The sequence below is a fragment of the Pseudomonas sp. LjRoot277 genome, from assembly GCF_964253845.1.
In the GTDB taxonomy this organism is placed as follows: domain Bacteria; phylum Pseudomonadota; class Gammaproteobacteria; order Pseudomonadales; family Pseudomonadaceae; genus Aquipseudomonas.
Genome location: NZ_CAXURI020000001.1, coordinates 4,053,393 through 4,077,640, shown reverse-complemented (window position 1 = coordinate 4,077,640; position 24,248 = coordinate 4,053,393). Strand labels below are relative to the sequence as shown.

21 protein-coding genes are annotated in these 24,248 nt (G+C 59.5%); 15 read left to right on the top strand and 6 right to left on the bottom strand.

The features are described 5' to 3' along the window. Nucleotides 1-21 precede the first annotated feature (21 nt). The 3 genes from ACSQ87_RS19130 to ACSQ87_RS19120 all read left to right on the top strand — a co-directional run bounded on the left by ACSQ87_RS19130 (nucleotide 22) and on the right by ACSQ87_RS19120 (nucleotide 3,131). A complete protein-coding gene (locus ACSQ87_RS19130; RefSeq protein ID WP_436274106.1) occupies nucleotides 22-1,212 on the top strand; it encodes a CaiB/BaiF CoA transferase family protein in 1,191 nt (396 codons plus the stop codon). A 12-nt stretch (nucleotides 1,213-1,224) separates the two neighbouring features. Next, nucleotides 1,225-1,749: a gamma carbonic anhydrase family protein gene (locus tag ACSQ87_RS19125; protein ID WP_436274105.1), complete on the top strand. Its 525-nt coding sequence runs from the start codon at nucleotides 1,225-1,227 to the stop codon at nucleotides 1,747-1,749. Between the two features lie 65 nt (nucleotides 1,750-1,814). Next, the gene (locus tag ACSQ87_RS19120) at nucleotides 1,815-3,131 is read left to right on the top strand and encodes an MFS transporter (protein ID WP_046055876.1); all 1,317 of its coding nucleotides are present in this window, start codon (nucleotides 1,815-1,817) and stop codon (nucleotides 3,129-3,131) included. 49 nt (nucleotides 3,132-3,180) lie between these two features. On the opposite strand, the gene ACSQ87_RS19115 is transcribed toward ACSQ87_RS19120, so the two are convergent. Continuing rightward, the gene (locus ACSQ87_RS19115) at nucleotides 3,181-4,944 is read right to left on the bottom strand and encodes an L-lactate permease (protein WP_150657372.1); all 1,764 of its coding nucleotides are present in this window, start codon (nucleotides 4,942-4,944) and stop codon (nucleotides 3,181-3,183) included. Nucleotides 4,945-5,116: 172 nt separating this feature from the next. Here ACSQ87_RS19115 and ACSQ87_RS19110 point away from each other — a divergent pair, with 172 nt between their 5' ends. The 3 genes from ACSQ87_RS19110 to ACSQ87_RS19100 all read left to right on the top strand — a co-directional run bounded on the left by ACSQ87_RS19110 (nucleotide 5,117) and on the right by ACSQ87_RS19100 (nucleotide 7,862). Next, complete coding sequence (locus tag ACSQ87_RS19110; RefSeq protein WP_046049268.1) at nucleotides 5,117-5,353, top strand: hypothetical protein; 237 nt, start codon at nucleotides 5,117-5,119, stop codon at nucleotides 5,351-5,353. Between the two features lie 42 nt (nucleotides 5,354-5,395). Continuing rightward, nucleotides 5,396-5,833 (top strand): DUF1801 domain-containing protein, encoded by a 438-nt coding sequence (locus ACSQ87_RS19105; RefSeq protein WP_436274104.1) that lies wholly within the window; start codon nucleotides 5,396-5,398, stop codon nucleotides 5,831-5,833. 625 nt (nucleotides 5,834-6,458) lie between these two features. Continuing rightward, complete coding sequence (locus tag ACSQ87_RS19100) at nucleotides 6,459-7,862, top strand: MFS transporter (RefSeq protein WP_436274103.1); 1,404 nt, start codon at nucleotides 6,459-6,461, stop codon at nucleotides 7,860-7,862. Nucleotides 7,863-7,919: 57 nt separating this feature from the next. Here ACSQ87_RS19100 and ACSQ87_RS19095 read toward each other — a convergent pair whose 3' ends face one another. The 3 genes from ACSQ87_RS19095 to ACSQ87_RS19085 all read right to left on the bottom strand — a co-directional run bounded on the left by ACSQ87_RS19095 (nucleotide 7,920) and on the right by ACSQ87_RS19085 (nucleotide 10,923). Then, nucleotides 7,920-8,846, bottom strand: coding sequence for a sugar ABC transporter substrate-binding protein (locus ACSQ87_RS19095; RefSeq protein ID WP_436274102.1), 927 nt, complete (start codon nucleotides 8,844-8,846; stop codon nucleotides 7,920-7,922). 269 nt (nucleotides 8,847-9,115) lie between these two features. Next, nucleotides 9,116-9,904, bottom strand: coding sequence for a TIM barrel protein (locus ACSQ87_RS19090; RefSeq protein WP_436274101.1), 789 nt, complete (start codon nucleotides 9,902-9,904; stop codon nucleotides 9,116-9,118). Beyond that, complete coding sequence (locus ACSQ87_RS19085) at nucleotides 9,901-10,923, bottom strand: Gfo/Idh/MocA family oxidoreductase (RefSeq protein ID WP_436274100.1); 1,023 nt, start codon at nucleotides 10,921-10,923, stop codon at nucleotides 9,901-9,903. The genes ACSQ87_RS19090 and ACSQ87_RS19085 overlap by 4 nt, the downstream gene beginning before the upstream one ends. Before the next feature lie 193 nt (nucleotides 10,924-11,116). Between ACSQ87_RS19085 and ACSQ87_RS19080 the strand changes: the two genes are divergently transcribed. Continuing rightward, on the top strand, nucleotides 11,117-13,126 hold the full coding sequence (locus tag ACSQ87_RS19080; protein ID WP_436274099.1) for a sigma-54 interaction domain-containing protein: 2,010 nt from the start codon (nucleotides 11,117-11,119) through the stop codon (nucleotides 13,124-13,126). Here the strand turns inward: ACSQ87_RS19080 and ACSQ87_RS19075 are convergent. Next, nucleotides 13,106-14,155 (bottom strand): LacI family DNA-binding transcriptional regulator, encoded by a 1,050-nt coding sequence (locus tag ACSQ87_RS19075; protein ID WP_223433063.1) that lies wholly within the window; start codon nucleotides 14,153-14,155, stop codon nucleotides 13,106-13,108. The genes ACSQ87_RS19080 and ACSQ87_RS19075 overlap by 21 nt on opposite strands. A gap of 180 nt (nucleotides 14,156-14,335) precedes the next feature. Here ACSQ87_RS19075 and ACSQ87_RS19070 point away from each other — a divergent pair, with 180 nt between their 5' ends. The 6 genes from ACSQ87_RS19070 to ACSQ87_RS19045 all read left to right on the top strand — a co-directional run bounded on the left by ACSQ87_RS19070 (nucleotide 14,336) and on the right by ACSQ87_RS19045 (nucleotide 19,909). Further along, nucleotides 14,336-15,448: a fatty acid desaturase family protein gene (locus tag ACSQ87_RS19070; RefSeq protein WP_436274098.1), complete on the top strand. Its 1,113-nt coding sequence runs from the start codon at nucleotides 14,336-14,338 to the stop codon at nucleotides 15,446-15,448. A 37-nt stretch (nucleotides 15,449-15,485) separates the two neighbouring features. Next, nucleotides 15,486-15,806, top strand: a complete 321-nt coding sequence (locus tag ACSQ87_RS19065) for a MocE family 2Fe-2S type ferredoxin (RefSeq protein ID WP_008151778.1) — start codon at nucleotides 15,486-15,488, stop codon at nucleotides 15,804-15,806. A gap of 18 nt (nucleotides 15,807-15,824) precedes the next feature. Continuing rightward, the gene (locus ACSQ87_RS19060; protein ID WP_436274097.1) at nucleotides 15,825-17,066 is read left to right on the top strand and encodes an NAD(P)/FAD-dependent oxidoreductase; all 1,242 of its coding nucleotides are present in this window, start codon (nucleotides 15,825-15,827) and stop codon (nucleotides 17,064-17,066) included. Nucleotide 17,067: 1 nt separating this feature from the next. Then, nucleotides 17,068-17,904: a sugar phosphate isomerase/epimerase family protein gene (locus tag ACSQ87_RS19055; protein ID WP_436274096.1), complete on the top strand. Its 837-nt coding sequence runs from the start codon at nucleotides 17,068-17,070 to the stop codon at nucleotides 17,902-17,904. Nucleotides 17,905-18,023: 119 nt separating this feature from the next. After that, nucleotides 18,024-18,959, top strand: a complete 936-nt coding sequence (locus ACSQ87_RS19050) for a Ppx/GppA phosphatase family protein (protein ID WP_436274095.1) — start codon at nucleotides 18,024-18,026, stop codon at nucleotides 18,957-18,959. A 509-nt stretch (nucleotides 18,960-19,468) separates the two neighbouring features. After that, a complete protein-coding gene (locus tag ACSQ87_RS19045) occupies nucleotides 19,469-19,909 on the top strand; it encodes a cupin domain-containing protein (RefSeq protein ID WP_223433058.1) in 441 nt (146 codons plus the stop codon). Between the two features lie 10 nt (nucleotides 19,910-19,919). On the opposite strand, the gene ACSQ87_RS19040 is transcribed toward ACSQ87_RS19045, so the two are convergent. Beyond that, complete coding sequence (locus ACSQ87_RS19040) at nucleotides 19,920-21,350, bottom strand: MFS transporter (RefSeq protein WP_436274094.1); 1,431 nt, start codon at nucleotides 21,348-21,350, stop codon at nucleotides 19,920-19,922. A 134-nt stretch (nucleotides 21,351-21,484) separates the two neighbouring features. Here ACSQ87_RS19040 and ACSQ87_RS19035 point away from each other — a divergent pair, with 134 nt between their 5' ends. Both ACSQ87_RS19035 and ACSQ87_RS19030 read left to right on the top strand, forming a co-directional pair. Next, nucleotides 21,485-22,375: a LysR family transcriptional regulator gene (locus tag ACSQ87_RS19035; RefSeq protein WP_436274093.1), complete on the top strand. Its 891-nt coding sequence runs from the start codon at nucleotides 21,485-21,487 to the stop codon at nucleotides 22,373-22,375. 481 nt (nucleotides 22,376-22,856) lie between these two features. Continuing rightward, a complete protein-coding gene (locus tag ACSQ87_RS19030; RefSeq protein WP_223433055.1) occupies nucleotides 22,857-24,245 on the top strand; it encodes a diguanylate cyclase domain-containing protein in 1,389 nt (462 codons plus the stop codon). Nucleotides 24,246-24,248: the final 3 nt, after the last annotated feature.

Here is a 24,248-nt window from a genome sequence, read left to right as displayed (position 1 = left end):
GTTCGATCGAGGAAAACATTCATGTCCAGACTTCCATTGGACGGCATTCGTGTCGTCGAAATTTCTCACATGGTGATGGGGCCGACCTGCGGGATGATCCTCGGTGACCTCGGTGCCGAAGTCATCAAGATCGAGCCAACCCGCGGTGACGGTACGCGTCGTCTGCTGGGGGCCGGTGCCGGATTCTTTCGCACCTTCAACCGCAACAAACAGTGCATCGCCATCGACGTCAACACCCCGCAAGGGCGCGACGCCGTGCTGGAGCTGATCGACACCGCCGACGTGTTCATCGAGAACTTCAAACCCGGGCGCATGCAGGAACTCGGCTTCGGTTACGCCGCGATGCGTGAGCGTAATCCGCGCATCATTTATGCCTCGCACAAAGGCTTTCTCAACGGCCCGTATGACAATCGCCTGGCCCTGGATGAAGTGGTGCAGATGATGGCGGGCCTGGCCTACATGACCGGCCCCGTCGGCAGACCGTTGCGGGCCGGCAGCTCGGTGAACGACATCATGGGCGGGATGTTTGGCGCTATCGGCGTGCTTGCCGCGCTCAATGATCGCCACACCACTGGTGTCGGCCGTGAGGTGCAAAGCGCGCTTTACGAAAATTGCGTATTGCTAGCGGCCCAACACATGCAGCAGTACGCCGTGACCGGGCAGGCGGCCGCGCCAATGCCAAGCCGCATCAGCGCCTGGGCGATCTACGACGTGTTCGAGTTCGCCAACGGTGAGCAAATGTTCGTGGCGGCCACCGGCGAAGGGCAGTGGAATGCCTTGTGTCAGTTGCTCGGTCAGACCGCGTTGCTCGACGACCAGACCCTCACCACCAACAATGATCGCGTGTTGCAGCGACCCCGGTTGCTGGCTCACATGGCCGAAGTCTTTGCCACGATGGATGCTCAGGCACTGGCTCTGGAGTTGGAGGCTCACAGCATTCCCTTTGCGCCGATTCGTCGCCCTGAGGAGTTGTTCGACGATCCTCACCTGCTGCAAAGCGGTGGCCTGGCGAATCTCGAACTCGAAGACGGATCGTTCACCGCCATGCCATTGCTGCCGTTGTCCCTGGATGGCGAACGTCTGCAACCGCGTCAATCGATTCCGCGCATCGGCGAGCATACGCACAAAGTCATGCGTGGACTCGGTTACAGCGACGAGCACATCGCCGAGTTGTGCGCGGCCGGCGTGCTTAAAACCGACGCTCAGGCCTGAGGAGGCGCTGCCATGGCTATCTATCAATACGACACGCTGATCCCCGTCATCCACGCCGAAACTTTCGTCGCCGAAGACGCCACCGTCATTGGAAATGTCACGCTGGAGCAGGGCGTCAGTGTCTGGCCCCAGGCGGTTCTGCGTGGTGACAACGAGCCGATTCGAATCGGTCAGCACAGCAACGTACAGGAAGGCGCGGTCTTGCACGCCGACCCCGGATTTGCGCTGACGGTGGGCGAGGGCGTGACCATCGGCCACCAGGCCATGTTGCATGGCTGCACCATCGGTGATGGGGCGCTGATCGGGATTCAGGCGGTGGTACTCAATGGCGCGGTCATCGGCAAGAACTGCCTGGTCGGTGCCGGGGCGATTGTCACTGAAGGCAAGGTGTTCCCGGCCAACTCGCTGATTTTGGGAGCCCCCGCCAAAGTCGTGCGAGAGCTGACGCCTGAAGCCATCGCCGGCCTGCAGCGTAGCGCCCAGGATTATGTCGCCAAGGGCCAGGCTTACAAGGACAAACTGATTCGAATCAGCTAAACCCGTTGAGCAAGGTCCTGAAGGACGTTGCCTCTCTCCAATAATTACAACAATGGAGAAACACTATGGTTGCCATGACTGGCGAAATTGCACTGGCACGCAATGAAGAAACGATCAATGAGCTGCTGCTCTATCGGCGCGTGGCCTGGCGCATCATGCCGCTGGCCATTATCTGCTTTCTGTTCTCTTATTTTGACCGGATCAATATCAGCTTCGCCAAGACCCAGATGCAGCATGAACTGGGCTTGACCGATGCCGCGTATGGACTGGCCGCGAGCATGTTCTTCATCGGCTACGTGCTGTTCGAAGTGCCCAGCAGCCTGGGCCTCAAACGATACGGTGCCCCGGCCTGGATTTGTCGGATCATGGTCTCGTGGGGGCTGGCCACCGCCGCAATGATGTTTGCCTACACCCAATACACGCTCTACTTTTTGCGTTTTCTGATTGGGGTCATGGAAGCCGGTTTTGGTCCAGCGATTCTGTTCTACCTGGCGTGCTGGTTCCCGAAAAAGCACTTGGCAAAGATGAACGGCCTCTGGTTCCTGTCGGTCCCTCTGGCGGGGGCATTGGGCGGGCCGGCCGCCGGGATTTTGTTGGGCACGATGGATGGTGTGCTTGGCCTGGCGGGTTGGCACTGGCTGTTCCTGATGTCGGGTTTACCGTGTGTGGTGCTGGGTGTGCTGGTGTTGTGGAAACTCGATCGTGATATCGAGTCGGCCAAGTGGCTGACAAGGGGGGAGAAAGACCTGCTTGCCGCCAATCTGGCGCATGACAAAGCCAGGCAGAAGCCGATACTGGGGTCGCTGTGGCGAGTGTTACTGACGCGGGAAGTCGCGATCATGGCGTTCATCTACTTCGTGATCAAGACCGCTTCCTATGGCCTTAATTTCTGGATGCCGCACTTGATCAAGTCGTCCGGCGTGCAGAGCGTTTTTTGGGTCGGCATGCTGTCATCCCTGCCGTATATCGTTGCGTGCATCGGCATGATCTGGCTGACGCGACTTTCGGACCGCACCGGTGAGCGCAAGAAATACCTGGTGATGTGCCTGTTGCTGGCGGCTGTGGGTTACTTGCTGGCCTGCCTGTTTTCCGATTCGTCCTGGGCCATGATGGCGGCACTGGTCCTGGCCACGGCGGGGACGTTCATCGCCATTCCAATCTTCTGGACGATTCCTCAATCGACCTTCTCGGGGCTGGCGATTGCCAGTGGAACTGCAGCCATCAACTCCATCGGCCAGCTCAGCGGCATGGTCGCTCCGGTGATGGTGGGCAAAATCAACGATGTTTCGGGGACCAGTTACATGGGCATGCTGTCGATCGCGCCGATGATCCTGATCGCGTGCTTTGTGGTCATGCGTTGGGTCAAGAATCCCAAGCCTTGACCCCTGCGATGCACCAGGGGCCAAGACTTGAGAATGGCGGGCTAGTCGATCAATGCCCGCCGACAACCATATGGCTGAACGGCGCCACATACGCCTGCAACGTCACCAAACCACCGACCAGAATGGCCAGGATGATCGAGTGGAAAAACACATAACGCAGGATTTCCCCTTCATGCCCGTACCAGCGTGTCGCGGTGGAGGCCACCACGATCGACTGCGCGTCGACCATCTTGCCCATGACCCCGCCGGAACTGTTGGCGGCAGCCATCAACACCGGGCTGATCCCCAGTTGCTCGGCGGTCACCCGTTGCAAGCCGCCGAACAGCACGTTGGACGCCGTGTCCGAGCCGGTCAAGGCTACGCCGAGCCAGCCGAGCAGGGTGCCGAACATGGGGTAGAAGATGCCCGTCGCGGCGAAGGCCAGGCCCATGGTGGCGTCCAGGCCTGAATAGCGGGTGAGGAAGCCCAGGGCGAGCATCGCGACGATGGTGATCAGCGAGTAACGCACGACCCAGATCGTTCGCAGGTATTGGTGGATCAGTTGCGGGATGGAATAGCCCATCAGCAGTCCGCCGAGGATCGCCGCCAGCAGGATGCCGCTACCGGTGCTGGTGAGCCAGGTGAACTTGTAGACCGCATCCTCGGTTTTAGGTGCGGGCACTACGGGCGGGACCTTCTCGATCTGCTGGTGAATCGTGGTGAACGTCACGACCGGAGCGAAGATCGGGTTCGCTTCGCGCATCGGTTTGCCTTGCGGGTCGAGCTTGGCCGAGTGGGTGGCCGGATCAATCGCCGGGCGAGTATCGAACATGTTTTTGAAACCCTGGGTGCCCCAGGCGAACACGAACACGGTGAGGATGATCCACGGCATCCACGCGCGCATCACCGCAGGCTTGGCATCGCTGGCAAAGGTCGCGCTGGCGACGGGTTTTTCGTCATGCTCTTCGGCTATTTTGGAATTGTCGACGCGCCCGGACAGCGCGGCGGAGGTATGCACGGTGGCCGGTTTCCAGACTCTGAGGAAACCGGTCAGGCAGGCCATGGAAATCAGCGCGGCGATCACGTCCACCAGCATCGGCCCGTGGTAGTTGGACACCAGGAACTGCGGCACGGCAAAACTGACCCCGGCCACCAGAATCGCCGGCCAGATTTCCAGCATCTTGCGCCAGCCGGCGAATGCCCAGATCAACCAGAACGGCACGATCACCGAGAAGAACGGCAATTGCCGGCCGACCATCATCGACAGTTCCATTTCATCCAGCCCGGTCACCTTGGCCAGGGTGATGATCGGCGTGCCCAGCGCACCGAACGCCACGGGCGCGGTGTTGGCGATCAACGCCAGGCCAGACGCGGCCAGTGGCGAGAAGCCCAGCCCGATCAGAATCGCCCCGGTCACCGCCACCGGCGTACCGAAGCCTGCGGCCCCTTCGAAGAAAGCACCGAAGCAGAAGGCAATCAGCAGCAGTTGCAGGCGTCGATCATCAGTGATGCGCGCCAGGGAATCCTGCAGCACTTTGAACGAGCCGTTCTCGGTGGTCAGCCGATGAAGGAAGATGATGTTGAGCACAATCCAGCCAATCGGCAGCAAGCCGTTGGCGGCGCCGTACAGTGCGGCCGAGCCGGCCATGTTCGCGGGCATGCCGAAGGCGAAGATCGCGATCACCAGCGCCGACGCTAGGGCCATCAATGCGGCCAGATGCGCCTTCACATGGAAAAACGCAAGGGCTGCCAGCATCACCACGACCGGCACTGCTGCCATGAGGGTTGAAAGTATCGGGTTGCCGAACGGATCGTAGATTTGCTGCCAGACCATGTTCCACCTCTGCTTTTTATTGTTGGGAGTGCAGACCCCGAGGGGGCGGTGGCTTCTAGTATAGGTGGCATTACGCCGCTGTCCTGGCAGGCCTTTTAGTGGGCCGCACTGAGCTAACATGGCCAATGGGTAAATGCGCTACTCGGACTTTAACGACGGGAGAAATGCAGCCATGACTGAACGCCATATGCACCACAAGGAAACGCTGTCGAACGGATGCAAGATCGAGGTCAAAACCGAGATCTTGAAGGACGGCTCACTGGGGATGTTCATCGGTGTTTACCGGCCGGACGGCACCGCCATTTTTGAGGACCACGATCCAAAACCGCATCTGCTGGACATGGAGGCTGCCTTTGACTGGGGGATCGAAAAGGCCAAGACCCTCGGCAACAGTCAAAAAACGTTGTAAAGCCCGGTTTTGAATACCCTCATGAAGAAGGCGACAACCACCATGAAGAAAGAGCAGGTCGGTGCAAAAGAGGAAGAGGGCGCAGATTCGGCCTCTCAGCTGATAGACGCGAGAATCAAGGAACTGGGCGATTGGCGGGGCGAGACGCTCGCTCGGGTCCGCACGCTCATCCAGCAGGCCGACCCCGACGTGGTCGAGGAATGGAAGTGGCGGGGGGTTCCAGTGTGGTCGCACGCCGGAATCATCTGCACCGGCGAGACCTACAAGCAGGTCGTGAAGCTGACGTTTGCCAAGGGCGCGTCGCTGGACGACCCTTCAGGCCTCTTCAACGCCAGCCTCGAGGGCAACACCCGACGTGCCATTGATGTGCATGAGGGCGACACGCCTGATGAGAAAGCCTTGAAGGCGCTCATTCTCGCTGCCGTGGCGCTCAACACATCGACAGCGGCCGCTCGCACCAAACCGGCTGCGAAATCCTGATCCGTCTTCGCCGACCTGGCAGTCGAAAACCACTCTGACGAGATGACTGCTATCGATGTCTCTCGTCATGAGCTTTTTAAGTGCGTTGTCGTACAACAATGTTTAATCTTCAAAACCTTCATATCTCGCTGACAACACCCGATACATCCCAGCGCTAACTGGTCCACAGACTACGTCCTCTGGACCTGATCGAATTTCTATCGAGCAGCCTTTGTCGAGACGAACGGCTGTTTTTTCAGATTGACAGCCCGGTAGTGAACTGGATATAAAAGGTGCAGTTGTACGACGACAGACGATCACCGACTGTTGAACCCTAAAAATAAAAAAGAGTGTCGGCCTATCATGAACACAACTCGCCCGCGCATCGCCCTGAATGCCGCTTCCTATGGTTCGACCTTGACTGCTTGCCCATCTCCACAGTCAGGCCTGTCGCATACGACTGTCCCACCAAACGCCCGATAGCTCTTGCCAAATGTCCAACTCCAGCCGCTGAGCATGGGGTACCCATTTTCGAGCCCGCAATACAGTGGCGTGGACTCATCGCGTTTTGGCGATGCTTCACGACACAATTGATCTCGCTTGAAACCGAGAGATCATCACCATAATCCAACAATAAAGTGATGCCATGAATCTGAACGAGCCCATCAATCCGCAACGAATCGGCCAGGCCGTCGGCAAGTACCGCTGGACGATTTGCGCGCTGTTGTTTTTTGCCACTACGGTCAATTACCTGGACCGCCAGGTACTGAGTCTGTTGGCGCCGGACCTGTCGACGCAATTTGGCTGGAGTAACACCGATTACGCGAACATCGCCTCTGTCTTTCAGTTTGTGTACGCGATTTCCATGCTGTTCGCCGGCCGCTTCGTTGACAAGATCGGCACCAAGAAGGCCTATGTGGTAGCGATCTGCATCTGGTCGACCGGCGCGATCATGCACGCCTTTGCGGAGCCGATGGGCGAGGGGATTGCGGGTATCAGCAGCGCCTTGGGCCTTGCCGTGATCCCTGTTTCAATCGCCGGTTTCATGCTGTCGCGCGCCGTACTGGCGATCGGCGAAGCGGGTAACTTCCCGATTGCGATCAAGGCCACCGCCGAATACTTCCCGAAGAAGGAGCGTTCCTTCGCCACCGGTATCTTCAACTCCGGCGCCAATGTGGGCGCGATCCTGGCACCGATCAGCGTGCCGCTGATTGCCGGCCTTTGGGGCTGGGAAGCGGCGTTCATCGTGATCGGTGCGTTGGGCTTCGTTTGGGTGGCGGTATGGATTGCGCTGTACGAAAAACCGGAGCAGCAAAAGCGTCTGTCGGTGCAAGAGCTGGCCTACATCCGCAGCGATCAGGGCGCACAAGCGCTCACCGGCACTGACTCGGGTGCTGCGGCCAAAAAAGTATCGTGGTTCAAGTTGCTGACCTATCGCCAGACCTGGGCCTTTGCCTTCGGCAAGTTCATGACCGACGGCGTCTGGTGGTTTTTCCTGTTCTGGCTTCCGACCTACCTGTCGGCGCAATACGGCATGAAGGGCCAGGCCATCGTGTTGCCGCTGGCCGTGCTGTACAGCATGACCATGGTGGGCAGCATCGGCGGCGGCTGGTTCCCGAGCTATTTCATGTCACGCGGTGATGCGCCGTATGACGGCCGTATGAAAGCCATGCTGGTGATTGCTTTCTTCCCGTTGCTGGTACTGCTGGCGCAGCCATTCGGCTACATCAGTTTCTGGGTACCGGTGCTGCTGATCGGCGTGGGCGCATCGGCGCATCAGGCGTGGTCGTGCAACATCTTCACCACCGTGTCTGACATGTTCCCGCAAAAATCCATCGCGTCGGTGGTCGGCATTGGCGGTTTGGCCGGCGGCTTGGGCGGCGTTGTGATGACCAAGACCGGCGGTTGGGTGATCGACCATTACAAACTGATCGGCGATATCCATACCGGCTACATGATCATGTTTGCCATCTGCGCGCTGGCCTATCTGGTGGCGTGGAGCGTGATGAAGGCGCTGGTGCCACGTCATAAGGAAATCACCGACCTGTAAACGGCGACGCGCATGGCCTGCTGACTTCCTGTCGGCAGGCCATGCTCCCGTTTGATGTTATTTGTAGCGTTGCTCAAACACGGCCACTTGCTCCGGCATGATCAGCTGGAAGGGCACCCAGACATCCGCCTCGACCGGCTCCCCTTTGATCATTTTGATGGCCGCTTGCAGCGCGCTGGTCGCTTGCGCTTTGGGGTCTTGAAATACCGAGGCGACGAGCATCCCGCGCTTGATGGCCGCCAGGCCGTCGGGCAGCCCGTCGATACCGACAATCGCAATCTCGCCCTTGGCTTTGCCGGCTTGCTGCAATGCCATGGCGGCGCCGATGGCCATCTCGTCATTGTTGGCAACGATGGCATCAAAACGGGTACCTGCCAGCAGCCAGTTGCTGGTCAGGTCCATCCCTTTGTTGCGCTGCCACTCGGCACTTTGTTGTTCGACGATCTTGATCCCCGGATAGTCCTTGAGTACCTGTTTGACGCCTTCAGTACGGTCGTGCGTGGAGTTTTGCGCGAGGTCGCCCATGATGATCGCGATGTTGCCTTTGCCCCCCAGCTTGTCGGCCAGGTAGCGCATCTGCAGTTGACCGGCCTCAATGTCATTGGACGCCACCGTGACCACGCCTTTGGGCAAGACGCGTTCGTCCGGGTGGCGATTGACGTAGACCAGCGGTGTCTTCGCCTCGACGGCGGCGCGCGTCATGTTGGCGGTGGCAGCGGTGTCCACCGGCAAGACAATGACGGCATCCACTTTCTGGCTGAGGAAACCCTCGACCTGATTGAGCTGGCGAACCACATCACCCTGGGCGTCCTCGAACTGGATCTGGACGTTCTCCTTTTTGGCGGCCTCTTCCAGGCCGCTACGCACGTAGGTCATGAAGTTGTCGTCGACCCTGGCAATGCTGACGCCGATGCGATAGCTGGCGGCGGCCCATTGGCTGAAGAGTAATAACAGCGTGGCAAAAAGTAGTGTGCAACGACGCATGATGGTTTTCCTTTTTTGTTATGAGTCGACATTCATCAAGTTCAGTCAGTCAAGCCGCAATGCGATCTGTAGCAGCTGTCGAGCCTGCGAGGCTGCGTTCGGTTCGGGCCGCGTTCGGACGAAGCAGTCGTCAAACCAGAACTTGCGGTGTATCAGGTAAACCGCATCAGCCGGATTCACGACTGCTTCGTCCGAACGCGGCCCGAACCGAACGCAGCCTCGCAGGCTCGACAGCTGCTACAAAGAGTGCGTTGCAGCTGGCATAAGGTTTAATCCAGTGTGAAGGCCTGTCGAAAGCGTTCCAGTGCCGCTTCGCTGTCACCGCTGGCCCAGCCCTCGAGCCCGACGACTCCGGTGTATCCCATGCCGAACAAGGCTTTGGCAATGGCCGGATAATGGATTTCACCGGTGCCCGGTTCCATGCGGCCGGGGACATCGGCGACCTGGATTTCCCCGATGGCGCTGCCTGCGCGCTGGATCAGTTCGATCAGGTTTCCTTCGCCGATCTGGGCATGGTAAAGGTCCAGGTTCATCTTCAAATGCGGGCTGCCCACGGCCTCGATCAACGCCAGGGTATCGTCGGCGCGAGCGAAAGGGGTGCCGGGATGGTCCACTTCGGTATTGAGGTTTTCCAGCAAGAATACCCGGCCTGCCTCTTCGCCCAGACGGGCGATTTTTTCCAGGGTCTTGCAGGCGCTCAACCACATGCGTCCCGTGGTGAGGGCCACGGGTTTGACTGGCAAGCCTTTGTCGCCCAGGCCAGTGCCGTGCAGGTTCAGGCTCGGGCAATTCAGTTGGGCGGCGACGGCCAGCGATTCGCGTGCGCTGTCGAGCAGGTGCTGGATGTCGTCGGGATCGGTCAGATTGCCCGAGATGTAACCCGTCATCGAGGTGAAATCAGCGCCAGTGGCGACAAGGGCTGGAATGTCTTTCTGCGTCCAGCCCCAGAGTTCGGCGCTGAAGCCCTGCGAGTGAATTCGTTTGACGCGTTCGGTGAACGGCAGGTCGAGGAAGACCATCTCGGCACTGATCGCCAGTTTGAACGGTATGAAACTCATGAGCGGGCTCCTTGCACGCGCACCGCTTTGCCTTGCTGGAACGACTCGATGCACGCGCGGGCAATGGCCAGTGCCGCCCGGGCATCTTCGCCGCTGGCGAGGGGTTTTTCGCCGGTACGCAGGCAGTCGACAAAGTGGTTGAGCTCGGCCACATACGCATCACGCAGCAGGTCGGTGTCCAGGCGCTGGGTGTCGGCCTGGATGCCATTGGCCAAATAGCGAACCAGGTCAGACTCGTTGACGCTGCCCATGGTCAGCATGCCCGCGCTGCCGAACACTTCCCCCCGAACATCGTAGCCATAGACGGCCTGGAAATTGGCCTCGGCCGTCGCGATGGCGCCGTTGTCGAAACGGATCGTGACCACTGCAGTGTCGAGGAAGCCCTTGTCCTTGAAGTCCGGTGCGATCAGGGCATCGGCCATGACAAAAACCTCGACCGCTTCGGCTCCGGGATTCAGGTAGCGCAGGGTATCGAAGTCGTGAATCAGGGTTTCGAGGAAGATCACCCACTGCGGCGAGGCGGCCGGATTGTTCAGCGCCGGGTCGCGAGTCAGCGAGCGCAGCAGTTGCGGCGTACCGATACGACCGGAGACCACGTCCAGGTGAGCCGTTCGGAAGCTTTTGGCAAAGCGGCGGTTGAAACCGACTTGCAGCGTCACCCGTGCGTCGGCAGCAGCGGCGATGGCGCGGTCGGCTTCGTCGAGGGTGATGGCCATGGGTTTTTCACAAAACACCCCTTTGCCGGCGCGGGCTGCACTGATCACCAGTTCGGCGTGGCTGCGGGCAGGGGCGGCGATCAGGACGCCGTCTATTTCCGGGTCATCGAGTAATTGCTGTGGATCGGTATAGACCCGCTGCACACCTAATTCTGCCGCGAGGCGGGCGGCCTGACCGGGTGTCGGGTCGGCGATGGCGGCCAGGCAGGCACCGGGAATGTGCCGGGCGGCAGTCAGACCGTGAAAGCTGCCCATGCGGCCAGCACCGATGAGACCCAGGCGGATGATCTTGGACGTACTCATGAAATGACTCCCTTTTATTGTTGTTCAATGACTCGACAGCAGGAATGTCCTCGCTGGTACAAAGCAGGGAGCAAGGGCTGTGCCAATATTTAAGTCATTGATACTTAAGGGAGTATTTAAAGGTGTTTGAAATAAGTGTTCATTCAAATGACATGTCTATACTGACATGTCAAAAATATGAACATAGGAGCAAATGGTGATCCCACAGCCAATGGCCTTCAGCGTGCAAGACCTCGACTACATTACGGCGCTCGGTCCGGCGTCGTTAAACGAAGGACCGATCGCTGAGCTGGAGCAGGCCTGGCTGGCGTGCCTGAACGGTCGCACCGATCGACCTGTCGGGGTCAGGCAGATTATTTGGGACTCTTGGTTGCGCAGCGTCAGTGCCGGCCTCGATCCGGATGATGGCCAATACCGTTTTGTCGCCCCCGACGTGCTGGCCGCAACGTTGGCGGCCAATCGTGTGTTGATCACGGCGGCGGCGGAGGTCATGCGCGGGTTGCTGGCTTACAACCCCAGGGGCCATATCAATCTGACCGATGCCGAAGGGACGACGCTATATTTCTGCGGCCTGGATCTCACGCCGGTGGGCAGCCGGCTGCTGGAGTCCGTGCAGGGCACCAACTGCACGGGGCTGGCGCTTGCCGCAGACCGATTGGTGTATGTGCTGGCCGAGGAAAACTTCGGCGTCGGCCTGCGTCGGCGGCGCATGCATTGTGCCGCCGCGCCGATCAGGGATGCGCAGGGCCGGACACTGGCCATGCTGACCCTGACCGCAGAGCCGGGCTGGTTTCATTTTCATACCCTCGGCACTGTCCAGGCAGCGGCCGAAGCGGTCTCGCGGCAGATGGCGCTGCAAGCATTGCTGGAGGAACAACAAACCGTGCTTGAAGTGCTCAACGAAGGACTGGTGGTGCTGGATGAGCGGGGCTGCATCAAGGCGCTCAACCGTTACGCCCGCCAATTGTTCCGCGTGGGCCGGGACCTGCTGGGCAGTCCGTTCCAGCGCTTGGGCCAGAGTGAACTGACCGATGAGATTCTGCTGCGAGGCGGGGAAGGGCTGCGGGATCTGGACTGCACGTTTGAATTGCATGATCGCAGTCAACTGGCGTGCCTGGTGTCCGTGTGCTCGCTGGAGCAGGGTGGACGCATTGTCTCGTTGCGGGAGAACCGACGCATCCGGGAAATTACTCGCCGGATCATCGGCACCCAAGCCAGTTACACCTTCGAGACCATTCAGGGCAATTCGCGAGCGATACAGGACGCGTTGCACCTGGGGCGGATTGCCAGTCGCAGTGATTCGACCACGCTGATTCTGGGTGAAAGCGGCACAGGCAAGGAGCTATTCGCCCAGGCGATCCATAACGCCAGTGACCGTAGCAGCGGTCCTTTTGTGGCCGTCAATTGCGGGGCTATTCCGCGAGATCTGGTGCAGAGCGAATTGTTTGGTCATGTCGAAGGCGCCTTCACCGGATCGGCGCGCGGAGGCTCTGCCGGGAAGTTCGAACTGGCCGATGGCGGAACGATCTTTCTCGATGAAATCGGTGACATGTCGTTTGATGCCCAGGTCAGTCTGCTGCGCGTCTTGCAAGAAGGCGAGGTGACACGCGTGGGCGCGAAAAAATCGCAGCAGGTGAACGTGCGCATCATCGCTGCTACTCACCGCAACCTGAGTCAGGCGGTGGCCGAGGGTGCTTTCCGCGAGGATCTTTTTTACCGGCTCAATGTCCTGAACCTGACGGTTCCGCCGCTGCGGATGCGCCACGAAGATGTGCCGTTACTGGCGCGCCATTTTCTCAGCCGTTGCGCCCGCTCACTGCGCAAATCGGTGCAGGGCATCTCGCCAGAGGCGCTGGATATTCTGTCGGCCTACCACTGGCCGGGTAACGTTCGCGAGCTGGAAAACACCATTGAACGGGCGACCAACCTGGCCGTGACCGAACTGATCCAGCCGGGTGATCTACCGCTTGAAATCAAGCAAAGGCAGCGGCCATCGGCGCCGGGAAGTGTGCCCGAACCCCGGACCGCCCTGGACCTTGGCGCCCATGAAATGAATGCGATCATTGCGGCCCTGAAGGATACCCGCGGCAACATCCGCCTGGCCGCCAAACAGCTGAATGTTTCTCGGGGTGGGTTGTACAACAAGATGAATCGGTTCGGACTGAGTGCCGATGCTTTCCGTTCAGGGCCGGGCATTCTCTGACGTGACGATCTGCAATGGAATATGGATGCGATGCCGGGCCGGATCGAAGTCCGGCGCGGCCTGCAATTCCAGCAGCAAATCGACCAGCGCCGCCGCCAGCAATCGCGGCTGGGAATCGATGACCAAACTGATCAAACCCTGCGACAAGGCCTGGCGCGACAGTTCGGTCGACTCCTGCAAAATGCAGCACAGCGACGGCCGCTTTGGTAACTGCGACAGGGCACTGATGATCCCGTCGCCGCCACCGCCGACCACGCACAAGCCGCGCAAATCGTCATGCCGCGCCAACAGTTCCAGGGTCGCCTCTTCGGTGATGTCGCAATTATCCAGATTGATCACCGCTTCAAGCAGGCGCAATCCGGGTGCGTGTTCCGTCAGGTAACTGCGCAGCCCCTCCACCCGTGCCTGATGGCCGAGAAAACGGTGGCCGCCGAGCAACACCCCGACGCTGCCTTTGCGCGCACCACAGGTGTGAGCCATCAGCCAGCCCATGGTGCGCCCGACCTCAAGATTATCCTGGCCGACGTAAGGCTCATTCGCGGCCTCATCGATGTCGGACAGCAGCGCGATCACCGGCACGCCGGCCTCTCTGATCTGGGCGATGGCGGCATTGATCAGCGGGTGAGCGAAGCTGACCACTGCCAGACCATCGCACTGCACCGCCAGTTGTTCGATTTGAGCAACGATGGCGCTCGGTGTGCGATCGAAAACGTACTCAAACTGACAGCTCAGGTTGGCGCCGGTGTGACGCTGCGCCGCCTCGGTAATGGCGGCGGCAACATTGGAATAGAACGCCTGGGCGGTACCGAGCAAGAGGATGCCGAAACGATAACTGGGACGCCGTTCGCGGATCCGCTGACCGATCAGCCGGGCGGCGAAATAACCGACGGCTTCGGCGGCCTGGAATACCTGTTCGGCGGTGGCCGGGCTGACCGGCGCTCTGGCGTTGAGTACCCGGTCCACGGTGGCGACACTCAAGCGAGCGTGCTCGGCGACCGTGGCGATGGTGGGGCGTTTAGTGTTGGTCATGGCGGGTCCCGAAAACGCCTTGATAGAAAACTATCAAGCCTTGCTGGGCCTGGATGATAGCTTGATAGGGAATGTATTCAAGGGCTTGAGGGTAATCTTTGGGCTCTCTATCTTTTCTCCAACGATGTGATCCCGCGTCGAAAAGTGCCTGAAACCATCAAGCTTGCGGAGAACAATAAAATGCCTGAACAAAACGCAGCCTATGAACACCGCGGTAAACCCGTGCCTCGGGATTATCGATTGATCGGTCCCGAAGCCGCCAAAGCGGCGCAAAAAGGTTTGGTCTCGGCCAACTGGTACCAATCGCCCATTTCTCGTAAACGCATGAAGGAATTGATGCAGCGCCGCGACGGCCCGGCCTTGCGCGATACCGCGATCTGGTTGCTATCGATGGTCCTCACCGGTTTCGGCGGTTACTGGTTCTGGGGTTCCTGGGCCTGCGTTCCATTCTTCTTCGTCTATGGGCTGCTTTACGGTACGGCGTCCAATGCCCGCTGGCACGAAGCAGGTCACGGTACGGCGTTCAAAACCCGCTGGATGAATGATGCGGTCTACCAGCTGTCGAGCTTCATGTTCATGTTCGAACCCCAGGTCTGGCGCTGGAGCCACGCACGGCACCACACCGACACCATCATCGTCGGCCGCGATCCGGAGATCGTCGAGCCACGTCCGCCGAGCCTGATCAATATGGTGCTGAGCCTGTTCAGGATGCCTTACGCGTTGAAGACGATGGCGTCAGTCTGCCGGCATGCAGTCGGGCGGATGGATGAAGAAGAGCAGACGTTCATCCCGGAATCGGGGTGGCCCAAAGTGACGAGAGACGCGCGCGTCTGGCTGGTGATTTACGGGCTTGTCGTGGGCGCTGCACTGTATCTGCAGAGCTGGTTGCCGCTGATGTTTATCGGTCTGCCAACCCTTTACGGTGGCTGGCTGTCCTACCTGTTCGGGCTTACGCAGCATGTCGGCCTGGCTGAAGACGTACTCGATCACCGCAGCAACTGCCGAACCATTTACATGAACCCGGTGCTGCGCTTTATGTACCTCGACATGAACTATCACCTTGAGCACCACATGTATCCGATGGTGCCGTTTCATGCGCTGGCGCAGCTTCATGAGGAAATCCGCCACGACTGTCCGCCGCCGTACACCAGTCTGTTCGCGGCCTTCAAAGAAATCCTCCCGACCATTTGGAAGCAGCGCAAAGACCCGACTTATTTCATCCGTCGTCCTTTGCCACAATGCGCAGAGCCTGCCGCCAGCACCCAGGCAAAACCTGAAGTAACGCCGGCCTGACACCTTCCTGTCTGTACCCCTAACAAGAGAAAACGCCATGACCGATCAATGGATCGATGTATGTGCCGTGGGCGAGATTAATGAAGAAGACGTCATTCGTTTCGACCATGGCCAGCACACCTATGCCGTCTACCGCTCCGCCGACAGCGAGTTCTTCGCCACCGCGGGCCTGTGCACCCACGAATCCATTCACCTGGCCGATGGCCTGGTGATGGAGCATGTCATCGAGTGCCCCAAGCACAACGGGCGTTTCGACTACCGCTCCGGCAAAGCCCTTGGCGCCCCGGTGTGCGTCAACCTCAAGACCTATCAGGTGCGGGTCGAGGCGGGGCGTGTCCTGCTGGCCATTACGGTTTAATTGCAGGGAGTCAGTGCCATGAATTCTGCCAATGCTCCACTGGTCATCGTCGGCGCCGGGCATGCGGGTGGCCGCGCCGCGCTGACCCTGCGTGCTGAAGGTTATAGCGGTCGCCTGATTCTGATAGGCGATGAATCTCACCCTCCGTATGAACGTCCGCCGCTGTCCAAGGGACTGTTGCAGGGCACGGTAGATCTGGCGGGCTACAGCTTGTGCGACAGCACTCGACTCGCCGAACTGGACATTGAACACCTGGCCGGCAATCCGGTGAAAAGCCTCGACCCGCAGCAGCATCGTCTGCAGTTGGCCGACGGTAGCTGGCTGGCCTATGCGCGCCTGTTGCTCGCGACGGGAGGGCGCTCACGGCGACTGGCTTATGTGCCCGAGCATCTGGGCAACGTGCTTTATCTGCGAACACACGACGAAGCGCTGGCACTGCGCGCTTCGTTGCAGCCCGGTACTCGGTTGGTGATCATCGGCGGCGGCTTCATCGGACTCGAAGTCGCCGCGACCGCCCGTGCCTTGGGTTGCTCGGTGACTTTGCTTGAGGCCGGACCGCGTCTGGCGGGGCGGGTGTTGCCGGAGCGACTGTCCAGCGTCCTGCTGGAACTGCATCGCGGTCAGGGTGTGGATGTCCGCTTGAACGTGACCATTGAGGCGGTGCAGGGCAACGCTTGCGTCGAGGCGGTGCAACTGGTTGACGGCGAGTTTCTGCCCTGCGACCTAGTGGTAGTGGGCATCGGCATGCAACCCAACATTGAATTGGCCGAGGCAGCGGGGCTCGAAGTCGGGCAGGGCATCCGTGTCGATGCTCAGTTGCGCACCAGCGCGCCTGACATCTTTGCGGCGGGCGATGTCTGTGAGTTTCAGCTGCACCCGCAAGGGGTTTTCCAGCGTCAGGAAACCTGGCGCAACGCCGAGACCCAAGGCCATCACGCTGCCCTGAATCTGTTGGGCGGCGAGCAACCTTTCGCGGTCATTCCCGGTTTTTGGTCTGATCAATACGACTGGGGATTGCAGATTGTGGGCGTGATCTCGAACGCCGAACCCTCGGCGAGCCGGGCAACCCCGGAGGGCGGTTTTCTGTTGTTCTACCTCGATGCCGAGCAACGTCTGCAAGGTGCTTGCGGCTGGGGCCAGGGCAATAGCGTCGCCAAGGACATCAAGTTGTGCGAGCGGCTGATCGCCAACCATAACTACCTCTCGGTGGACGCACTGGCCGATGCCGCTGTGCCTCTCAAACAACTGCTCAGGAGCTGACATGCGTGAATTTCTGGTGTTTCAGTCCCTGTGGGCCATGCAAGATCAGCACGGCCAATGCGACCTTCCGCTGGAAGCGCAGCTGGAGAAAATCGCCGCCGCCGGCTTCGATGGGATCACCGACCATTTCTGGGTCGCGCCACATGCAGCACGCCTAAGTGCCGCCGCCAGAGCGCAGGGCCTGCAAATCGAAGGTCAGCTGTTCCCTCGCACGGTGGATGATCTGGCGGCAGCGATCGATGTCGCCTCCTGCTATGGCTGCCACCACCTCACGCTGCAAGCTGACGTCCGGCCGCGCACGTTGGCGCAAGCGATCAAGCTGATCGAAGGCTGGCAGCGTCTGGCGGAACAGGTGGACTTTCCGATCCTGCTGGAAACCCACCGCTATCGCCTCACCAGCGACCTGTTGTTCACCCTCGACATCCTCGCTGAAATGCCCGATCTCAAACTGTTGGCCGACTTGTCCCACTATGTCGTGGGCCGCGAATTGCCAGAGCCGGCCGCTGCCGAGGACGACGAGCAGATCCATACCCTCCTGCGTCACAGTTGGGGTTTCCATGGTCGTGTTGCCAACGGCGAACAGGTCCAGGTGCCTTTGAGCTTCGCCCAGAATCGACCCTGGCTCGAGCGTTTCCTGGGCTGGTGGCGCTATGGGATCGAGGATTGGCTGGCCCGACCGAACACACCCAAGAGTCTGTCCTTCACCTGTGAACTCGGTCCGCCGCCGTATGCCATTACGGGTGCTGACGGAGGCGAAATTACCGATCGCTGGGCCGAGGCGTTGATGCTGAAGGAGCTGATGCGCAAGGTCTGGAAGGAGTGCCAGGTACAGAAATGACCCGCGATCCGGGTGTCTGCTCATCCGTAAAGGGTCGCGGGTGTCATCTTAGCGTCATTGACCCCATGGCAAGATCCTCGCAAACCGCCTAGAGCGCTCAGCTTGCAAGGAATCCCCCCATGAAAGGAGACGCCTCTCTATTTGCAGCCATTGACCTTGGTTCTAATGCGTTTCGCATGATGATCGGCCAGTCCGTCAGACGGCGTCAGGGGTTCGTGATCCAAGAAGTGAAAACCTTGCGTGAACCTGTCCGTTTGGCGGAGGGGTTTCAAGGCGGCGCGCTGGACGAGTTGGCTCTGGATCGGGGATGGCAAGCGCTCGCGCGATTTGGCAAAAAGTTACGCGGCTTCGAGGCCGGTCGAGTGCGGGCGGTGGCGACCAGTGCCGTGCGCGAAGCCGACAATGCGCAACTGTTTTTAGCCAGCGCGGAGCGGCATCTGGGGTTTCGGATTGATGTCATCTCTGGGCATGAAGAGGCCCGACTGGTGTACGCCGGTGTTGCCCATACCATACCCGGTACCGAAAACAGGCGACTGGTCGTGGATATCGGTGGCGGCTCCACTGAATTGATTTTGGGGCAGGGCGCTCAGCCCTTGATGACCGAGAGTATTGCCATAGGCAGCGGCAACTTCGGCGCGCGCTACTTTCAGGGGGGGTGTATCACGGCTCAGGCGCTTCTGGAGGCTGAGCGTGTAGCCACTGTTCAGTTTGAAAAAGTAGCGCGTCGTTATCGCGCGCTGGGTTGGCAGCAGGTGATTGGCTCTTCAGGCACCGCACGGATGCTGGCCAAAGTCCTCAAGGCCAACGGGTTGAACGACGATGGCGAAAGCGGCATCACCTACAGCGGCCTGTTGCGTTTGTCGTTGCGCCTGCTTGACGTGGGGCATGTCAAACAGCTCGGCCTGGCGGGCTTGCAAACCCATCGCCAGAGCATCTTGCCTGGCGGTCTGGTGCTCATGCTGGCGGCATTCAAGGTATTTGGTGTCTCGCATATGACGCCTTCCGAGCCGGGTCTGAGGTTCGGCGTTCTGCATGGTCTGATGAGTAAACACTGATCAGCTCGTGTCACGGGTGTTAGTGTTTTTCCATCCTGCCGCGCTCCCCACAGGGCAAAATCGTTCTAAAAAGCCCGCCTTGCGCTTTGGAGTTTGTACTACTCTTGAAGGTGTAGGTGAAGACGCAGACTGATGCGCAAGCGGATGGCGAGGAAACGTGGGGCGCGTTCCGAAGGGTACACGGTTAGAAAGATCTCCGCGCTGAGATCCAGCCCTTATGCCGTGTGAAGCAGGACAGCACAAAACTGTTCTGTGGGAAGCCTGATAAACCTTGTAAGCCGGAGACCAGCGCCGGCCACCTACTCGATTTACGAAGCCCGCCTTGTGCGGGCTTTTTCGTGTCTGCGGGATCCGTTTGTATCGGAACGTATCCCGCGCACCTGCAGCTAACTCCGAATACAAATCCAAGGCATCTCGACACTTGCGCGATACACGGCGGCCTCCAAATAGAGCCACCGCATCCGCGGCAAGCTCCGCGCGCATTTCCGCGCACTGATTGGAGAAATGCCATGTCCCGTTTCAACCACCGTCTCTCTGCTGGCATGCTCGGCGTCGCCGTTGCCGCAGCACTTACGGCCTTCGCGAGCCTCTCTCAAGCACAAGAGACGCCTCCAGCAAAAAGCTGGCAGGCGGGTCTTCACCGCACCGATCTGCTGCGCCAGGACCTCGATGTCGCCGGGCGTGAAGTGATCCAGGTTCTCGTTGATTTTGAGCCGGGTGTGGTATCACCCAAGCATTCTCATCCTGGGGTGGAAGTGGCCCACGTGATTGAGGGCACGTTTGAATATCAACTCGAGGGTCAGCCTCCTATAACGCTCAAGGCTGGCGATTCCTTGTACATCCCCGCAGGCACTGCGCACGTCGCGAAGAACGTTGGCGCGAACAAAGCGTCTGAGCTGGCGACGTACATTGTGAAAAAAGACACGCCACTGGTAGTGCTGGAAAAGTAAAACGATCTGTCTACCGGCGCTCACGACGCACTGCCAACGCGCGGCTTCCCAACGCGATGGCCAGTGCGACAGCGATCAGCACCAGCGCCACGGCAAAGGTGATCCGCAGACCGCTGGCAACCGCTTCGGGTCGCGCGGTTGCAATGTCGACCGAGGCCGATGCGAGCGCGAACACCGCGCCCAAGGCGGACGCCCCCGTGATGAGCCCCAGATTGCGCGACAGGTTAAGCATGCCGGAGATGACGCCTCGCTGGTCCGGCTGAACATCCGCCATGACCGCCGTGTTGTTGGCTGTCTGGAACAGGGCATAACCGATGGTTATCACGACCATCGGCAAGAGGTAGCCGCCGATGCCAAACGCCTCCGGCAATACCGATAACGTGAGGCACCCGGTCGCCATGGCGATGAGCCCGGCGAGGGTCATGCGTTGGGCGCCAAAGCGGTCGGCAATACGGCCGGCGGGCACACCCGTCAGTGCCGCGACAAACGGCCCGACCGACAAGACCAGTCCAACCAGAACGGCATCGAGCCCCAGCCCATGCGCGAGATAGAAGGGCCCGACCACGAGCGTCGCCATCATCACGGTCGCGACGAGCAGGCTCATGGCGAGGCTGCCACTGAGCATGGGATCACGGAATATCGCCAATCGAATCAACGGTGAGGTGACTCGAGACTCGGTGAATACAAAGAGGCAAGCGCCGCCGCCCGCCGCCAACAGCAAGGCGATGTTGAACGGACCGAAACTGCCTCGTCCAAGGGTCATCGCCAGCGCATAAGCGGCGAGCGTCAACGCCAGCAGCAGCGTACCCAGCGGGTCGAAGCCGGCGCGATCGGTCTTGGGCTTCTGGCGATCGGCGGGCAAGTAGCGATACGCGAGCACTAACGTCAGCAAGCCCAGCGGTACGGTGATGAGGAAGATCGCCTGCCAGCCAAATCCGCCAATCAGCAGGCCACCGAGCGATGGCCCCATCGCGGTGCCAATCGCCGACATCGTCCCGAGCAAGCCCATGGCGCTGCCGGTTTTTGCCTTCGTCACCGTCTCGCCGACAAAGGCCATGGTCAGCGCCATCATGATTGCCGCACCGATTCCCTGCAGCGCCCGGGCGCCAATCAGCAGCCAGAGCGTGGGCGCCAAACCGCACAGGGCCGACGCCAGCGTGAACACGCCGATGCCGGTCAAGAGCAGCCGCCGACGCCCAGTGATATCACCGAGCCGCCCGACACTGACAATCAGGGTGGTAATTGCCAGAAGGTAGGCGAGGACGATCCACTGCACGTGCTGGAAGGAGGCATTGAACACCTGGGCCAAGGTCGGCAAACCCACATTGGCGATGCTGGTGCCGAGCGAGGACAGCAGCATCGACAGCGAAAGACTGGCCAGCGCCCACCGAACCGACGGTGTCTGTTGTGCACGCTCTGCGACTGCACTGATTGATTTCATGCTGTTCCTCTTTTCTGGCCACTCCCGAAGCGGAGCTATCAGAAAGTTACGCTCCGGCCTAACATGGCGGAAGGCGCACCGTTTGCACTTGATACGTGCGTTTAACGCCATATCACTCTGCCACGGGGCGCCGCATGTCCACTCCCGATTTCAATTTGCTGATCACCCTTGATGTGCTGCTCGCCGAAGGCAGCGTGGCGCGCGCCGCCAAACGCCTGCGCCTGAGCCCGTCGGCGATGAGCCGGGCACTGGCGCGATTGCGTGAAACCACCGGCGATCCGCTGTTGGTCAGGGCCGGACGCGGTCTGGTGCCCACCCCGCGAGCGCTCGAACTGCGTGAGCGGGTCAGTCAACTGGTGCAGGACGCCGAAGCGGTGCTTCGGCCTGCCGAGCAACCCGATCTCAGCCAGCTGAGCCGCACGTTCACGCTGCGCACCAGTGAAGGCTTTGTCGAGAATTTTGGCGCAGACCTGATTGCCCGCGTCGCCGAGCAGGCCCCTGGCGTGCGGCTGCGTTTCATGCACAAACCCGACAAAGACAGCACGTCACTGCGCGACGGGACGGTCGATCTGGAAACGGGTGTGGTGGGGAAGGCCGCTGGGCCGGAGTTGCGTACACAGGGCTTGTTTCGGGACCGTTTCATTGGCGTCGTGCGAATGGGGCATCCGCTGAGCGAAGGCGAGATGACCCCCGCGCGTTATGCGGCAGGCAACCACATCAGCGTCTCTCGGCGGGGGCTCGACAAGGGACCCATTGATGAAGCCCTTGAGCTCCTGCAACTGGAGCGGCACCTGGCAACAATCGTTGCAGGTTTCTCTACTGCGCTGGCACTCGCCCGAGCTACTGACTTCATCGCCAGCGTTCCCGAACGTCACACCGCCAGCCTGCGCGCCGGCATGCACAGCTTCGCACTGCCGTTGTCTCTGCCGGCGTTCACCGTCGCCATGCTCTGGCATCCGCGGCTGGATGCCGACCCTGTGCATCGCTGGTTGCGTGGTTGCCTTCGAGAGGTTTGTGCTGAGTAAAAAATTGTCAGATTTGATCTAATGTTCATTATTGAAACAATGATGTTTCACTCGTGTAACTATTGCATGACTGTTCTGGTTCTATAAGTAAGTAATTTTGGTATAAAAATACTTTGAACTTATTAGTGTTCAGGCGGTAGCTAAAGCCTTTGTCGCAAATGGGAATTAACTGCTGATGCCATTAAATGGCGCAACGCTATCAATGGTGGCTATTAACTAGTAGTGAGTATAGTTGTAATGATTGAGTTACTTGGTGTGTATAACGTTATGAAATATAAGTAATTATTTTTTCTGGTGATAAGGCGCTTCATCGCGTCGAAACTCGATGAGTAAGGCGAGATCCAATTAAAATTAATGACGATATATTGGCGGCCTATATATCAAAAAATAACTTCATAATAATGCTGACGTTTTTCTGATGCGGTGCTAGTGTTTCTAACTCCTTTTAACCGTACTTGTCTGTCTGCAGAGGCCGTGCGTCATGCCGACTCCAACTCCACGGATTGCGATACTGGGTAATAGAGTTCCAAGCTTGAATCTTCCGGAGCTTGAGCACTTCGCCGATCTGGGCAGCTTGTTGGCTGCACCCGCCTTTGATGTCCTGCTGCTGGACCTGCCAGCGGTTTATGCCGGGCGGGTGCTTCGAAAGTTGCGCGCCATTCCCCCTTATCGCTACAGCCTCATTTACTGCTGCCGTGATCAGAACGGCTGGTGTGAAGCCTTGGGTGATGGCGCGTGCCCTGTCGATTCCAGTGAAACAAGAAGCCTCTGGGGGGTGTGGCGAGAACGTTACAGGTTGTTCAAACAGGGTTCTGCCCCCGAGCGTTTTGAAAGTCGGGTGCTTTCATGGTTGTGGTTGCGCGACAAGGCCCACATCTATGCCCTTCGAGACCCGGAGGTGCCTCAGCATTATCGCTATCCGTTGCTGGACGCCCTGGCTGATAACGAGCAGGTCAACTCGTTTGTCTGGCTCAGTTTGATGGTGCAGCAGGACTGGCTGGAGGAGGGGGTTCTGGTCGATCGCGTTCGCTTGTGTTCGGAGTGTGGCTCGGGCCGGCTCAATTACATTGATGTGTGTGCCGAATGTCAGGCCCTGGACATTTCACGACAGCCTTCATTGCACTGTTTTACCTGTGGGCATGTGGGGCCACAGGAATCCTTTCTCAAGGACGGGGTGTTGTTGTGCCCCAACTGCTTGAACCGGTTGCGCCATATCGGCACTGATTACGACCGCCCGATGGAGAACTATCGCTGTCGGTCATGTCAGGCGTTTTTTGTCGACGCCGAAGTGCAGGCGCGCTGCCTGGATTGCGGCCTGTCACACAGGCCTGACAAGTTGCGAGTACGCGAAGTCAGAGATTTTCGCCTGGCCGAGGCCGGCCGTTTCCGCTGCCGTCAGGAGTTCAGCGATCAAACGGTCCATCACTTCGGTCGACTCAATCTGTTAGGCGGCAAGGATTTCTATGACCTGCTGACCTGGCAGATGCAGGTCGTACGCCGTTACCAGTCGCCTGCCTTCTCACTGCTCGGTCTGCGCTTCGTCAACCTGGCCGGTACGTTGACTCGCCTCGGTGAACACCACGGCCATGCCTTCATCGATAGCGTGGCTGATCGATTGAAGGAAACCGTCAGGGATACAGACCGCTGCTCTCGAAGTACCGAAGAGTATTTCTGGATCATGCTTCCCCATACCGATGGCAACGGCCTGGAAACCGTCAAACAACGCTTGACCCGGGTCGCCGAGTTGTTTTCAGCACCGGAAGTCAGTGACATTTCCTTGCGTGTCGTCAGCATCACGGCGCCCCAGGATCTGCTCGAACAGGAAGATGGCGAACTACTACTGGCCCGTCTGGCCAGTGAGTTGGCGTGACCG

Bases quoted from the DNA above. Each gene is read 5' to 3' on its own strand.
- ACSQ87_RS19075 (WP_223433063.1), bottom strand. From the start codon at position 14,155: ATGACCAACACTAAACGCCCCACCATCGCCACGGTCGCCGAGCACGCT.
- ACSQ87_RS19100 (WP_436274103.1), top strand. From the start codon at position 6,459: ATGAATCTGAACGAGCCCATCAATCCGCAACGAATCGGCCAGGCCGTC.
- ACSQ87_RS19045 (WP_223433058.1), top strand. From the start codon at position 19,469: ATGTCCCGTTTCAACCACCGTCTCTCTGCTGGCATGCTCGGCGTCGCC.
- ACSQ87_RS19065 (WP_008151778.1), top strand. From the start codon at position 15,486: ATGACCGATCAATGGATCGATGTATGTGCCGTGGGCGAGATTAATGAA.
- ACSQ87_RS19050 (WP_436274095.1), top strand. From the start codon at position 18,024: ATGAAAGGAGACGCCTCTCTATTTGCAGCCATTGACCTTGGTTCTAAT.
- ACSQ87_RS19110 (WP_046049268.1), top strand. From the start codon at position 5,117: ATGACTGAACGCCATATGCACCACAAGGAAACGCTGTCGAACGGATGC.
- ACSQ87_RS19060 (WP_436274097.1), top strand. From the start codon at position 15,825: ATGAATTCTGCCAATGCTCCACTGGTCATCGTCGGCGCCGGGCATGCG.
- ACSQ87_RS19120 (WP_046055876.1), top strand. From the start codon at position 1,815: ATGGTTGCCATGACTGGCGAAATTGCACTGGCACGCAATGAAGAAACG.
- ACSQ87_RS19085 (WP_436274100.1), bottom strand. From the start codon at position 10,923: ATGAGTACGTCCAAGATCATCCGCCTGGGTCTCATCGGTGCTGGCCGC.
- ACSQ87_RS19095 (WP_436274102.1), bottom strand. From the start codon at position 8,846: ATGCGTCGTTGCACACTACTTTTTGCCACGCTGTTATTACTCTTCAGC.
- ACSQ87_RS19090 (WP_436274101.1), bottom strand. From the start codon at position 9,904: ATGAGTTTCATACCGTTCAAACTGGCGATCAGTGCCGAGATGGTCTTC.
- ACSQ87_RS19105 (WP_436274104.1), top strand. From the start codon at position 5,396: ATGAAGAAAGAGCAGGTCGGTGCAAAAGAGGAAGAGGGCGCAGATTCG.
- ACSQ87_RS19130 (WP_436274106.1), top strand. From the start codon at position 22: ATGTCCAGACTTCCATTGGACGGCATTCGTGTCGTCGAAATTTCTCAC.
- ACSQ87_RS19055 (WP_436274096.1), top strand. From the start codon at position 17,068: ATGCGTGAATTTCTGGTGTTTCAGTCCCTGTGGGCCATGCAAGATCAG.
- ACSQ87_RS19070 (WP_436274098.1), top strand. From the start codon at position 14,336: ATGCCTGAACAAAACGCAGCCTATGAACACCGCGGTAAACCCGTGCCT.
- ACSQ87_RS19080 (WP_436274099.1), top strand. From the start codon at position 11,117: ATGGTGATCCCACAGCCAATGGCCTTCAGCGTGCAAGACCTCGACTAC.
- ACSQ87_RS19035 (WP_436274093.1), top strand. From the start codon at position 21,485: ATGTCCACTCCCGATTTCAATTTGCTGATCACCCTTGATGTGCTGCTC.
- ACSQ87_RS19115 (WP_150657372.1), bottom strand. From the start codon at position 4,944: ATGGTCTGGCAGCAAATCTACGATCCGTTCGGCAACCCGATACTTTCA.
- ACSQ87_RS19040 (WP_436274094.1), bottom strand. From the start codon at position 21,350: ATGAAATCAATCAGTGCAGTCGCAGAGCGTGCACAACAGACACCGTCG.
- ACSQ87_RS19125 (WP_436274105.1), top strand. From the start codon at position 1,225: ATGGCTATCTATCAATACGACACGCTGATCCCCGTCATCCACGCCGAA.
- ACSQ87_RS19030 (WP_223433055.1), top strand. From the start codon at position 22,857: ATGCCGACTCCAACTCCACGGATTGCGATACTGGGTAATAGAGTTCCA.